This is a genomic window from Pseudolysinimonas sp. (assembly GCF_057350545.1).
This window is the reverse complement of record NZ_JBMRCP010000104.1, coordinates 26,787-40,131: the sequence shown is the minus strand read 5'-3', so window position 1 is coordinate 40,131 and position 13,345 is coordinate 26,787. Positions and strand designations below refer to the sequence as shown.

Annotated in this window: 8 protein-coding genes; 3 read left to right on the top strand and 5 right to left on the bottom strand. The window is 70.2% G+C overall.

What is annotated here, in order from left to right; translation table 11 throughout:
- The first annotated feature begins 70 nt into the window (after window positions 1-70).
- A complete protein-coding gene (gene helR / locus ACO1X9_RS14460; protein WP_486351549.1) occupies window positions 71-2,194 on the top strand; it encodes an RNA polymerase recycling motor ATPase HelR in 2,124 nt (707 codons plus the stop codon).
- A 98-nt stretch (window positions 2,195-2,292) separates the two neighbouring features.
- On the opposite strand, the gene ACO1X9_RS14455 is transcribed toward helR, so the two are convergent.
- Window positions 2,293-3,165 carry an alpha/beta hydrolase gene (locus tag ACO1X9_RS14455; protein ID WP_486351548.1) on the bottom strand — a complete coding sequence of 291 codons (873 nt, stop codon included), beginning with the start codon at window positions 3,163-3,165 and terminating at the stop codon, window positions 2,293-2,295.
- Window positions 3,166-3,250: 85 nt separating this feature from the next.
- On the opposite strand from ACO1X9_RS14455, the gene ACO1X9_RS14450 reads away from it, so the two are divergent.
- Together ACO1X9_RS14450 and ACO1X9_RS14445 are read left to right on the top strand one after the other, a co-directional pair.
- A complete protein-coding gene (locus ACO1X9_RS14450) occupies window positions 3,251-3,676 on the top strand; it encodes a MarR family winged helix-turn-helix transcriptional regulator (protein WP_486351547.1) in 426 nt (141 codons plus the stop codon).
- The gene (locus tag ACO1X9_RS14445; protein WP_486351546.1) at window positions 3,673-4,992 is read left to right on the top strand and encodes an MFS transporter; all 1,320 of its coding nucleotides are present in this window, start codon (window positions 3,673-3,675) and stop codon (window positions 4,990-4,992) included. The genes ACO1X9_RS14450 and ACO1X9_RS14445 overlap by 4 nt, the downstream gene beginning before the upstream one ends.
- Window positions 4,993-5,017: 25 nt before the next feature.
- On the opposite strand, the gene ACO1X9_RS14440 is transcribed toward ACO1X9_RS14445, so the two are convergent.
- The 4 genes from ACO1X9_RS14440 to ACO1X9_RS14425 are packed head-to-tail and all read right to left on the bottom strand — an operon-like array spanning window position 5,018 to window position 13,311.
- Window positions 5,018-5,815, bottom strand: a complete 798-nt coding sequence (locus ACO1X9_RS14440; protein WP_486351545.1) for an HpcH/HpaI aldolase/citrate lyase family protein — start codon at window positions 5,813-5,815, stop codon at window positions 5,018-5,020.
- Window positions 5,812-7,281, bottom strand: coding sequence for an amidohydrolase family protein (locus ACO1X9_RS14435; RefSeq protein WP_486351544.1), 1,470 nt, complete (start codon window positions 7,279-7,281; stop codon window positions 5,812-5,814). Before ACO1X9_RS14435 ends, ACO1X9_RS14440 begins: the two co-directional genes overlap by 4 nt.
- Before the next feature lie 23 nt (window positions 7,282-7,304).
- Window positions 7,305-8,042, bottom strand: a complete 738-nt coding sequence (gene cuyB / locus ACO1X9_RS14430; RefSeq protein WP_486351543.1) for a cysteate racemase — start codon at window positions 8,040-8,042, stop codon at window positions 7,305-7,307.
- Window positions 8,020-13,311, bottom strand: coding sequence for a carboxypeptidase regulatory-like domain-containing protein (locus ACO1X9_RS14425; RefSeq protein ID WP_486351542.1), 5,292 nt, complete (start codon window positions 13,309-13,311; stop codon window positions 8,020-8,022). The genes cuyB and ACO1X9_RS14425 overlap by 23 nt, the downstream gene beginning before the upstream one ends.
- Window positions 13,312-13,345 lie beyond the last annotated feature (34 nt).

The following is a 13,345-nucleotide window of genomic DNA, read 5'->3' as shown; positions in this document are numbered from 1 at the left end:
CTCTGTTAAAGAGTATCGACCAGCCCGGGGCTTGCCGCAAGACCCCGGGAGTGAGGCAGGATCGACCCTCGTGCCCGTCTTCGACCTTCCCGAGCGTCTCGCCGCCAAGCGCGACCCCGCCCTCATCGACGCGGACGAGCGGCACTTCGCCCGCATCGACGACACGCTCGCCCGCGCGATCGCCGACCTGGAGGCCCGGCGCGAGCAGACGCTGCTCCTCGACGACGGCGACGGCGAGGGCCAGGAGCGCAGCGACCGCGACCAGGAGATCCACCGCCTCACCGCGAGGCTCGGGATGCTGCGCCGCTACGGCGTAGACCTCACGCTCGGCCGCATGGTGGCCGACGACGGCGCGACCCTCTACATCGGACGCCTCGGGCTCACCGACGCGACCGGGGAGCAGCTGCTCATCGACTGGCGCGCCCCCGCGGCCGAGCCGTTCTTCGGGGCGACGCATGCCCAGCCGATGGGACTCGCGAGCCGCCGCCGCTACCGCTGGACGCGCGGCCGCGTCACCGACTTCTGGGACGAGGTGTTCACCGAGGAGGGCCTCGCGAACCCCGCGGCGCTCGACGACCAGTCGGCATTCCTCGCGAGCCTCGGCACCGGACGGTCGTCGCGGATGCGCGACGTGCTCGGCACGATCCAAGCCGACCAGGATGCGATCATCCGCGCCGGGTCGGCGGGCGCGCGCGTGATCGACGGCGGTCCGGGCACCGGCAAGACCGTCGTCGCGCTGCACCGCGCCGCGTACCTGCTCTACTCCGACCCGCGGGTCGGGCGGCGGCGCGGCGGCGTGCTCGTCGTCGGACCGAGCCACGCCTACCTCGACTACGTCGCCGACGTGCTGCCGAGCCTCGGCGAAGACGGGGTGCAGACGTGCACGCTGCGCGACCTCGTGCCCGAAGGTGCCGACGCGCGTCGCGAGCAGGACGCCGCGACCCGGAGTCTCAAGCAGTCGGGCGTGCTCGAACGCGCCCTCGACGAGGCGGTGCGGCGCTACGAGCAGCCGCCCACCACGACCATGGTGTTCGGCTCGGAGTGGGGACCCGTGCGGCTCACGGTCGACGACTGGGCCGACGCCTTCGGGGTCGCCGATCCCGGTACCCCGCACAACGAGGCGCGCGAGGAGGTGTGGCGCGAGCTCGTCGACATCGTCGCCACCCGGCTCGCCGACCACGGCGGCGACGACATCGACGTCGACGAGCTCGAGCCGCTGCTCCGGGCGGGCGACGTGCGACGGGCCTTCCACTCCGCGTGGCCGCTGCTCGACCCCGTGGGCGTCGCCGCCGACCTGCTCGGGGTGCCCGGCTACCTCCGCGCCTGCGCGCCGCAGCTCACGCCCGACGAGGTCGCCGCCCTCACCCGGGAGGATGCGCGGGCCTGGACCGACGCAGATCTCCCGTTGCTCGACGCCGCTCGGATGCGCATCGGAGATCCCGAGGCCGCACGCATCGCCCGCCGCCGCCAGGCCGAGCTCGCGAGCCAGCGCGCCATGATGGATCGCGTCGTCGACGATCTCATCGCGGGCGACGACAGCGAGCTCCTGCTCTCCACGATGCTGAAGGGCGAGGATGCTCAGCAGAGCCTCATCGACGAGTCGGGTTTCTCGAGCCTCGCGCGCGACGTGCTGGCCGGGCCGTTCGCGCACATCGTCGTCGACGAGGCGCAGGAGCTGACCGACGCCGAGTGGGGGATGCTGCTGCGGCGCTGCCCGTCACGCAGCTTCACGATCGTCGGCGATCGTGCTCAGGCCCGTCACGGCTTCGCGGAGTCGTGGCGCGAGCGACTCGCCCGGCTCGGCCTCGACAAAGTCGAGGAGTCGGCGCTCACGATCAACTACCGCACGCCCGAGGAGATCATGGCCGAGGCCGCACCGGTGATCCTCGCGGCCCTGCCCGACGCGAACGTGCCGACCTCGATCCGCAGCTCCGGCATCCCGGTGCATCACGGCGCGGTCGGCGAGCTCGACGCGCTGCTCGACGACTGGATGGCGACCCACGACGACGGGGTGGCGTGCGTCATCGGCGACCCGGGGTTCGCCCCGCGCCCGCGGGTGTCGTCGCTCGACCCGGCGACCGCGAAGGGGCTCGAGTTCGACCTGGTCGTGCTCGTGCAGCCCGCGCAGTTCGGTGCCGTCGATCAGTACGTGGCGATGACCCGGGCCACGCAGCAGCTCGCGATCCTCAGCTGACCTCGGTGGTCGAGTAGCGCCCGCAGGGCGCGTGTCGAGACCTCGACGCGTGGTCTCGACACGCCGCTGCGCGGCTACTCGACCACAGAGTGTCCGCGCTACTCGACGGTCGAGACCTTGGCGTCGAGCCAGGCGACGAGGTCGGCGAGCACCTCGTCGCGGTTGGTCTCGTTGAACATCTCGTGCCGGCCGCCGTCGTAGCTCTGCACGGTGACGTCGGTGAGCCCGCCGCGCTCGCGGTAGGCGGCGGCGAGCAGCTCGACGCTGCGCGGTCCGCTCAACGTGTCGTCGGTGCCGAGGATGATCAGCAGCGGCAGGTCGCGGGCCAGCTTGCGGGGGCGTCCGAGCAGCCGCAGCGTGTCGCGCAGCCCGAAGAGCTTCATGACCTTCGCGTCGAAGGTGAGCGGGTCGTCGGCGAACCGCGTCCACACCTCGGGGTCGCGGCTCAACCACTCGGTGCCGGGGCCGCCGGGCGTGCGGTGGCGCTTCGACAGGTCGCCCCCGTTCATGTGCCGCAGAGTGCGGTACGGCGAGCTCGAGAGCACCGCGGCGTCGTACGGCGTCGCGTCGTCGTTGAGCATCATCTGACCGAAGATCGACCCGAGGCTGTGGCCGAGCAGCACGACGGGCAGGTCGGGGTTCTCGTCGCGCACGAGGGCGGTGAGCTGCCGGATGCCCGCGAGGGTCGCGCGCACGCCTCCCGGTCCGAGGCGGCCGAGCTTGGTGAGGTCGCCGTCCCACTGCTGCACGCCCGTGCGACCGTGCCCGCGGTAGTCGCTCGCGTAGACCGAGTAGCCCGCGTCGACGAGCGCCTGGGCGACGTGCTCGTAGCGTGTCGCGTACTCGCCCACGCCGTGGATGATCTGCACGACGCCCTTCGGCTTGCCCACCCGCCACGCGTAGTAGTGGATGGTGATTCCCTCGGCGTCGACGAAGGTGTCGTCGTCGCGGGTGGCGGTGAATCTCGGCATGCGGGCTCCTCTGTACTAGCGCTCATCGTAGAACGCCCACCGCGAGCCAACGGTTAGCCCGGCTAATGAGCTAGGCTAACGACTCGTGACGGACGACGGGCGGAGCGCGGAAGACGACCTCCGCATCGTCATCCAGCAGGTCGCCCGCGGCATCCGCAACAACCGCAGCGACGAGAGCATGGGCGACACGCAACTGGCCGTGCTCATCCATCTCAACCTGAGCGGACCGCTCTCACCGAGCGAACTCGCGGCACTCGAGCACATCACGCCGCCGTCGATGAATCGCACGCTCAACGGCCTCGAAGACGCCGGGTTCGTGACGCGCTCGAAGTCGGGCGGCGACGCCCGCAAGGTGCTCGTCGAGCTCACGCCGGCATCCCGCGACCTGCTCGCCGAGACCAAGCGGCGACGCGCGGCCTGGTTCTCGCAGCGACTCGCGTCGCTCGACCCCGCGGAGCGCGACGCCCTCCTCGCCGCCGCACCCCTGCTGCGGAAGCTGCTCGCACCGTGAGCGCGATGTTCCGCTCGCTGAGCGTGCGCAACTACCGGCTCTGGTTCGGCGGCGCGCTCGTCTCCAACACCGGGGCGTGGATGCAGCGCATCGCCCAGGACTGGCTCGTGCTCACCCAGCTCACCGACGAAGACGCCACCGCGGTCGGGTTCACGATGGCGCTCAACTTCGCCCCGCAGCTGCTGCTCGTGCCGCTCACCGGACTCGTCGCCGACCGCTTCAACCGGCGCACCATCCTGTTCATCACCCAGATCACGATGGCGGCGCTGGGACTCGGGCTCGGCATCCTGACCCTCACCGGAGTCGTCGAGCTCTGGATGGTGTTCGTCTTCGCCGGCGCCCTCGGCATCGTGTCCGCGTTCGACGCCCCCGTGCGGCAGGCGTTCGTGAGCGAGCTCGTGCCGGCCGACAAGCTCTCCAACGCGGTCTCGCTCAACGCGACGGCGTTCAACGTCGCCCGACTCATCGGCCCCGCCGTCGCCGGCCTGCTCGTCGCCGCCGTCGGGTCGGGGTGGGTCTTCATGATCAACGCCGCGTCGTTCGTCGGCGTGCTCGTCGCGCTCGCACTGCTGCGGCGCAACGAGTTCGAGGTGTTCTCGAGACCCAAGCGCGGCAACGGGCTGCGGGATGGCCTCCGCTACGTGCGGGGCCGGCCCGACATCCTGCTCGTCATGGTCATGGTGTTCCTCATGGGCACCTTCGGGTTCAACTTCTCGGTGTTCCTCGCGACGATGGCGCGCGTCGAGTTCGATCGCGACGCCGACGTCTTCGGGGTGCTGTCGTCGGTGCTCGCGATCGGGTCGGTGGCCGGGGCGCTGCTCGCGGCACGGCGGGAACGTCCGCGACTGCGCACGATCGCGATCGCCGGGCTCGGCTTCGGCATCGGCCTCGGCGCGGGCGCCCTCGCGCCCAACATCTGGGTGTTCGGCCTGACGCTGATCTTCACGGGGTTCTGCTCGCTCACGATGATGGCGACCGCGAACGCCTACGTGCAGACCACGGTGCGGCCCTCGATGCGCGGGCGCGTGATGGCGCTCTACCTCGCGATCTTCCTCGGCGGCACCCCCGTCGGCGCGCCGATCGTCGGCTACGTCGCCGACACCCTCGGCCCGCGCTGGGCGCTCGGGGTGGGGATGCTCGCCGGCTTCGTGACCGTGCTCATCGCCGTGGTGTTCTTCGTACGCACCCGCGAGGTGAGCGTGCGATGGGTGAGGCGCCGGTGGCCGCTCACCCTCCAGTACGGCCGCACCGCGACCGACCGCGAGCTCGCCACCACGGAGATCGCGATCGTCGAGGCGGAGACGCAGCGCTCGTAGCTGGTTGGATGGCGTCGTGACGGCGTCACGCCTCCCGCTCGCCCGCCGCGAGGATGGCGCGCGCACGCGCGATGATCGGCGCGTCGATCATCTGGTTCCCGACCCTCGCTGCGCCGCTCGAGGCTCCCGACAGGACGGTCCGAGCCCAGCCGAGTTCGTCTGCTCCCGGCTGGAATGCCGCGCGCACGATCGGAACCTGACGCGGGTGGAGACAGAACCTGCCGCCGAACCCGAGCCGCGCGGCATGCACCGAGTCCCGACGCACGGCTTCGTCGTCGGCGAGGTCGATCGTGACGCCATCGACGGGTGCTTGAAGGCCCGCAGCGGCTGACGCGGCGACGAGGGTCGAGCGAGCGAAGAGCAAGGCGAGATCGTCGTCGTGGGCGACGTTGAGTTCAGCCGCGAGATCGGCGTTGCCGAGAGCCAACCGGTCGGCGGATGCCGCGAGGGCGTCGGCGTTCCGCACTCCGCGAGCCGTCTCCACAAGTGCGAGGATGCGCACCTCGGGATACGCGACGCGCACACGGTGGAGATACTCCGGATCCTCCGCCTTCGGGACGACGATCCAGGCCGCGAGGTCGGCGACGGCGCGCACGTCGGTCGCGTGCTCCACCGACTCAGGAGCGCCGACGCGCACGGCAGCACGGTTCCCCCGCCGTAGCCACTCAGCGGCCGCATCGCGGGCACCGGCCTTCGACTCTTCCGCGACACCGTCCTCGAGGTCGATGACGACGAGGTCGGCCCCGGATTCGGCGGCGGAGGAGAACCGGTCCGGGCGATCGCCCGGGACGAACAGCAGCGTGCGCTCCGGCCGGACACTCATGCGGCGCCCCCGACGATCGCTCGGCCCGGCCGCGCGTCGAGCACCCGTCCGTCGCGCACGACGAACTCGCCGCCGACGACGAGGTGTCTCACGCCCTCCGACGACAGCGTCGGATCGGCGTAGGTCGCGCGATCGCTGATTCGAGCAGGGTCGAAGACCACGAGGTCGGCGTCCGCCGCTGCCTGCACCCTTCCTTTGCGACGCATCGCGGGGACGAGCCGCTCCAGAATCCGCGCCGGAACGATGGTGCATCGGGCGATCGCCTCCGGCAGCGTGTACAGGCGGTGGTCGCGGACGAGGGGCCCGACCGAGCGAGCGAACGTGCCGCTGCTCCGAGGATGTGAGACCGCGTCGCGCGGGATCGGCCACATGTCGCGCACCACTCGACCGTCGGGCATCTGGAACGGGATCGCGTCGGACGCGATGGCGGCTCCCGGGATGCGCAGAGCGCGCTCGAGCAACCGACGGTCGTCGTCCACGGCTTCATCAAGGTAGTGGGTGATGACGGTGAGCTCCGGCCGGACGTCGCGGAGATCGAGCAGCCGTCGGGCGGATGCCGGGCGCTCGCGTGTCGTCGCGATCTCGAGATGTGACGGTGTGATCCCGAGTCTCGGCAGGTTGTCGGGGTGCAGGAAGGGCGCCGTCACCGTCGTCATGCCCGCACCGTAGGGATAGACCTCCGTCGTGAGTGGCAGACCGGCGTCGCGCGCCCCTTCGAACTGCTGCGCAACCTCGTCGACGGCTCGCAGCGACGTGCTGTTGAGGTGACAGACATGCATCTGTGCGCCCGTCCCGGCGGCGACTCCGATGATCTCGGCGATGCCCTCGAGCGCAGTGGCGGGATCGTCGAAGTTCTTGCTGCGCGAATGGGTGAACGTACCCGACCCCGCGGCAGCCGCCAACTGGGCCACACGGTAGAACTCCAGGCGACGCGTGTCGGGGGCGTAGCCCAGCAGCACACCCACGCCGATCGCCCCGGAAGCCAGCTCGATCGCGAGCCGGTCGAGGATGCCCGCGAGCTCGTCGTCGTCCGCCGGCCGACGCCACCCGTCACCCCACTCGCGCGGCGTCGGGAGCTCGAAGGCGCCGGTGTCCGGCGTCCCGTCCAGCACCCGCATCCGCGCCATCGCCCACGAGGCCGAGTACCCGAAGTTGAGTGGTCTGCCCTCGTCTGCCGCCGCCTCGAGGACCTCGGCGACGGAGAGTGCCCCGCCCTCGAGATCGAGCGCCGTCGTGACTCCGTCGAGCGCCTGCATCCTCATCGAGGAGACGTTCTGCGCATGACTGTGCAGATCGATGAACCCCGGGGCGAGCACCAGGCCGCCGACCTCGACGATCTGCCGTCCCGCGACGGGTTCTCGCGAGACGACGGCGATCCGGTCGCCGATGAGACCGACGTCGCGCACTTCGTCGAGTCCGGAGTCCGGGTCGATGACCCGTGCGCCGGTGAAGACGAGATCACACACCGCTAGCGACTGCGTCGGTGCGCTCACGCCGTCGCGCGCGCGAGCGGGAGCCCGGCCCAACGGAGGATGCGCTCGATGATGGCGTCGACCGGGTCGATGAGTCTGACCTGCGCGTGCTCGGGCCGCAGGACGAGCGTGATCTCCGTGCACCCCGCGATCACGTGGGAGGCGCCGCGCGCCGCGAAACGATCGGCGACGCTGCCGAACACGTGGCCGGCCGTCCCATCGGCATCGCCTGCTTTGACCGCACGGATCGCCGCCGCGACCGCCTCTTGCTGCTCGTTGTCCGGCACGAGCACTCCGACGCCGCGTTGCGCGAAGGCGTCGTGATAGACGCGGGAGACCACCGTCCCCGTCGTCGCCAGCAGCCCCGCGCGGGCCCCAGGCGGCATCGTGCGAATCGCCTGGTCGGAGGCGGCCTCGACCATGCTCAGCACGGGGACGCCGCTTGCCGCTCGTATCGGTTCGAGGTAGGCGTGCGCCGTGTTGCAGGGCATGACGATCACCTCCGAGCCCGCGTCGACGAGCCGCCGCACGCCGTCGATGAGCGCCGCCGTCGGGTCGGCACCGCGACCGAGCAGCCCTTCGGAGCGGTCGGGGATCGAGACATCCGACCACACGAGCGTCCGGAGGTGCTCCTGATCCGTGCGCGCAGGCGTTGCGCGGACCAGCCGTGCGAGGAACTCCGCGGTGCTGGCCGGGCCCATGCCGCCGAGCACCCCGAGCACGGGTCGACGATCAGCCAGCGGTAATGAGGGCATCGAGGCTCACGTAGTAGTTGGTCGCTGAAGCGTTCTTCGTCCACGTCGCTTCGAGGCGCAGGACGTGCGCCCCGAGCGTGAGTCCCGTCACGTGATGGAGGACCTGTTGGTATGCCGCGGACCCGGCGTAGGTATCGACGGTCGCGACGAACACGTCGTCGACATACAGGTCGGCGATCCCGTTCGCGGGGGCCTTGCTGCCGATCACCTGCACCGACGACCCGTAGAACGGGATCTCGACCGAGGCCCCCGTGCTCTGCGCACGCTTGATCCCGCCCCCGGAGTACGAGCCGCCGGAGATCGCGGCCCACGTGCCGGTGTAGGTCGCGAGCGCGCTCGACTCCTGAAGGGTCCCGGTCACGGGCTCCAGCACCACGATCGGGGACGAGGCCGCCGAGAGGTTATCGTCGGCATCCGCCGCGTACACGACGTACCGTCCGGTCGCGAGTCCGGTCGTGTCGATGGTCGTCGCCGTGGCCGCGACCGCGACCGCGTCGGCGCCCGTCGAACCGGCGGCGGCGACGACAGCGGTGAGATTCGCCGCCGTGGCCTCGGGAACCACGTAGAGGGTGCCGGACTCGTCGGCCGTCGCGGGGATGCTGTCTCCCTCGACGTACGGGCCGGATCCCACCGCACTGAGCACCGGGGGCAACTCGGCGTCCTGGAGGATCGAGATGTAGTCGAGCGAGACAAACGTGCCGCCCGAGGCCGGCCGTCCGGTGCCCGTCAGTTCGAGGCGAAGGGTGTGCACCCCCGACGCGAGCTTGCCGGTATCGAAGACAAGCTGCTGATACTGGGTGCTCGTGCTGTAGCTGTCGAGGGTGCCGATCGGAACGCCATCCAGGATCACGTCGGCGTACCCGCCATTCGCGGTCGTTGCCGCATAGATCCGCGCGGCGCTTCCCGAGAAGCGGAGCTCGGCCCAGGCACCTTCGGTGTCGGCCCGTCGCGAGGTTCCCCCGAAGTGGCTGACGTTGGTGAACTGCTGCCAGCCGCTCGACAGAGTGACTGTGGGATCGGACTCGTCGACATCGCCCGGGTCGGGGTCGAGCAGGTGCACGGTGGCGCCGAGTGAGATCCCGCCCTGCGCATCGATCGCGTAGACACGGTAGCCCCCGGTGTCGAGTGCGGTCGTCGAGAGCTGCACGGCGATGTTCGCGTCCGCGCCCGTCACCACATCGCCGCCCGACGCCGCCGCGGCCGTGATGGCCGCCACGTCCTTCGGCGTCCCGATCGGCACGAGGTAGACATTGGCATCCTTCGACGACGTCGCGGCGACATCGTCGCCCCCGGCGACGGCACCCGGGACCCCGCTCAGCACCGGCGGCAGTTCGGCGGCGACCTCGACGTCGACGACCGTCGAGCCGGACGCGGCGACCGCCACGGCATCCGAGACGACCGTCTCGAACCCCGCGACGCTCACGACGACTCGGCGGATACCTGCCGGCACGCCCGTGAGGGTGAAGGCGCCCGAGCCGTTCGTCGTCGCGGTGACCGAGGAGAGTCCGCTGACGCTGACCGTCGCTCCGACGATCGGCGACGACGATCCGTCGACGACCGTCCCGGTGACCGTCCCGGTGCTCGGACTGTCCGCCACCGGGGTGCCGGTGAGAGCCGAGCGCCCTGGGATGCCGAAGGTGTGGTCTCCCACCCAGGAGGTCATCGGGTAGAAGTCGAGCGCGGAGTCGGTCCCGTCGATCGTGAAGCCTGGGTCCTGCGCCGCGAGGTCAAGAGCCGCCCCGCCGCCGTCCGCCGTCACGTCGGTGATCCGATAGCCGCGCGCCGTTCCGTCGGGGTGCTCGACGACGACGGTCTCGCCGATCGCCGACGACGACACCGGGACGTCCGTGATGATCGCGTTCTCCGCGTCACCCGCCGCGACGCGGAGGGTGTCGACGACATCGCCCTCCGTCGGACTCGCCCCGGTGATGCCCACTCCGCCCTTGCTGAGCGAGGTGCCGTTCATCAGACGCATCTCGACGATGTCGCCGTCGACGATGCGGATGAAGCCGAGCTCACCGGTCATGCTGACGTCGCCGACCGTCATCGCCGTGCCCGGCGCCTCGGAGTTGCTGAGGATGATGTCGGTGACGTCTCCATACGTCACCTGCACGGCGACGGCGTGATCCGGCCCGGAGTCGAGTTCGAGCCTCTCAGCACCCTCGACGACCCCCGCCACATCCCCGTCGTGCGCCTCGAGCACCGTCGCGAAGGTGCTGCTGAGGTCGTTCCCCTCGCGTCGCAGCACGAGCTTGGGCATCGTCTGGTCGTCGAGGATGTCGATCTGATCGCCATCCCTCCCGAGATCACGGGTGTTGGCGATGGAGGGTGCGCGCCCGAGGAAGAGCTCGGTGGCGCCGTCCTCGAGCAGGCCGAAGATCTCCAACGACGCGCCCTCGCCGCCGTCCGGAGCCGTGCTCTCGACGGTGACCCGATAGGTGTCGGCGCCGGAGATATCAGCTTCGTCGACGTCGGTGACGTAGATGTACCCGGGGTAGTGCCCCTCGGCCGACCCTCGCTCGCTCGCGTCGGACGCCTCCGTCGCGACGACGCCCGGGGGCAGCAGCCGATCTCCGTAGGCGTCGAGGGCGAGGTCGGTGATGAATCGCGAATCGGCGGCGTAGCCGTTGAGCGTGTATTCGTGCCGGTCGCCACCCTCGACCCGGAACACGTCGAGCAGGTATCCGTCGTCGGACCCGGGGAACTCGATGAACCACGGCTCGCGGCTGTACTCGCTCGTCTGCGGATAGGCGCTTTCCTGGGCGGCGCGCATGACCGAGATCGACCCGGCGTCGGGAACGAACTGCTCGATCTGCCCACCGTGCTTCGACGTGCTGTCGATCACCATGTCATCGGCGTCGACGACCACGGTGTTGTGGCCGAGGGTTGAGGTCGTGAAGTAGTAGTACTTGGAGTGCGTGTACCCGAGGTCGGGCAGAAGCTCGCTGCGCTGGTCGTAGAAGGTGAGCGACAACGGGTCGAGGTGATTGTGCCCGTACTTCGGCACGTAATGCAGGTAGACCTGCGACTGATCGACGCCGCCCCCCGAGGCTGTGCGCGCGAGACCTGCCGAGGGGAACAGCAGGGCGCCGGCTCCGAAGTCGGGCGTCGCCGCACGATTCGCTGCCCAGGTGTCCTGGAGCGGGAGGGTCTGACCGTCCGGATACACCAGCCGTCCGACGAACTGGGAGGCCGGCGAAAGCACCGGGAACTGTGCGACGAGGTCGAGGTCGTCGAACCGGGTGCCCGAGCGGGGTGAGACGTATCCCGCGGGGTCGGTGTACCCCTCGAGCGTGGCGAGGGCTCCGACGAGTCCGCGGTACGCCTGGTTGTGATACGAGGTGGTGACCTCGTAGAAGGTGCCGTCGGTGAGGAACCGGCTCTCGACGAAGGTCTCGATCCACTCGACCGCGCGATGCACGTGGTCGGGTTCGCCGAGCAGCACGCTGAACTTCGCGAGGGCGTTCCAGATCGGATACGTGAGGTTGCCGTAGGTGTTGGGGTAGCTGAGGACGTAGTCGAACGCGGGACGAAGAGTCTGCTCGACGAGCAGGTCCTCGACATCGACGCCGAGCTCGGTGCTGAGCACCGCGAGGGCGTCGGTCTGCTGCACGAGGGCGTAGGCGTCGAGCAGGTAGCCGAGGCTGGTGAGGTCGTTGACGACCCACGAGTTCCACATCCCGCCCCAGTAGTTGTACGGAGCACCGCCGCCGACGTCCATGGGGAAGTTGTAGCCGCGCTGGTCGGTCGTCGGCACATAGTCCTGGGCGGTCTGAGCGAACCGGTGCAGCAGACGCGCGGCGCCGAGCGGGTCGGTTTTGGCGAGCGCAGCCGTCTGGGTGAGGGCGGCTTGGCGCTGCAGATACCAGAGGTGCGCCGAGAGGAAGAACCGGTTGCCTTCGCCGTCCTCGTAGTACGGATACTCGACGGGATCGCCGTCCTTGTCATACGCCGTGATCGACTGGGTCTCCGCGTAGGTCGTATTCGGATAGACCGTCGACGTGCGGGTCGCGATCATGCTCTGCCCATCGGGCGCGAGGGTGAACTGATCCTCGGGGGAGAGCTCCGGCAATTCCGGCAGTCCGACGAAGCGGAAGCCGTTGTGATCGGGGATGAGGTCGAGGATGTCCTGCACAGCGGGCGACGCCGCGGCGGGCGTCACGGTGACCGTCGGCGCGGGCGGCGACGCAGAGAAGCCCTGGGCCGCGTGACCAGCCTGGACGAGAGCCTCGCGGTCGAAGGCGAGCACGCCGACCCGGTCGGGCGAGCCGTTCGCGGTCACGCGCAGTTGATGCAGACCGTCGACCGCGACGGGCGGATGCTGCAGTTCGAGGGTCACGCGTCCGCTCGAACTCGACACGGCGGGGCTGGCGAGCTCCGCCCACTCGCCGTCGGGTGACCGCCAGGAGAGCTCGTAGCCCGACGGCGCCGGTGAGGGCGCATCGAACGTCAGCTCCTTCTGCGTGAGGCCTGTGAAGTCGAGCTCGGGGTCGCCCGGCTCCCAGCGGTCGCCGCCGGTCGGACCGGAGAGGGTGAGCACGCCCCACCGGCCCTCGTCGACGAGGTTGGTGGTGTAGCTCACGGTGCCGCCGTCGCGATCCATGTACCGCGTCCGCGCGATCGGCACCCACGACGTCATCGGCGCGGCGCCGGGGTTGTGGACGTGCACGACGTTCAGGCTGAACGAGTCCCCCGCGGTCGGCGTCGTGACGTCGAGGTCCCCCCAGGGGATCTCGACCTCCACGACCATCTCGCCGGGATCGCCGTCGCCGAACTCGGCGTCCGCGTCGACATCGATCCGATCCGTGCCGTCCGGCGGCACGACGGGGTTGTTCCAATCCGCCTCGATCGTGCGCTGCGGGTCGACGGGAACCGTCGCCACGTAGTGCACCGACGTGGCGTCCTCGTCGCCGAGGACGACCGCGATCTCCGCAAGGGTCGCAGCCTCCTCCTCGGAGAACGTGCCGCCGAGATACAGCGCGTCGTCGTCCCATCCGACCCGATACGAGATCGGTTCCGCAGCGGTCGCGTTCGACGCGGCGACCTGGAAGCCGGTGAGCACCGCCCCTGTCGTCCAGACCGCTTCGGCGAGGTCGCCGTCGACGGTCGGGGATGTCGTCCACTCCTCGGCGTCGGCCACCCACGCGCCGAGCTCGATCAGGCCTCCGAGCGTGAAGGGCGAGACGGGCGCGGCGACCGCGGGAACCGCGGGGAGCAGGGAGAGCCCCATCACGGCGACGACAGTTCCGGCGACAGCAGTTCCACGCATGTGCACTCCTAGGCAGAAAATGGAACAACGTGTT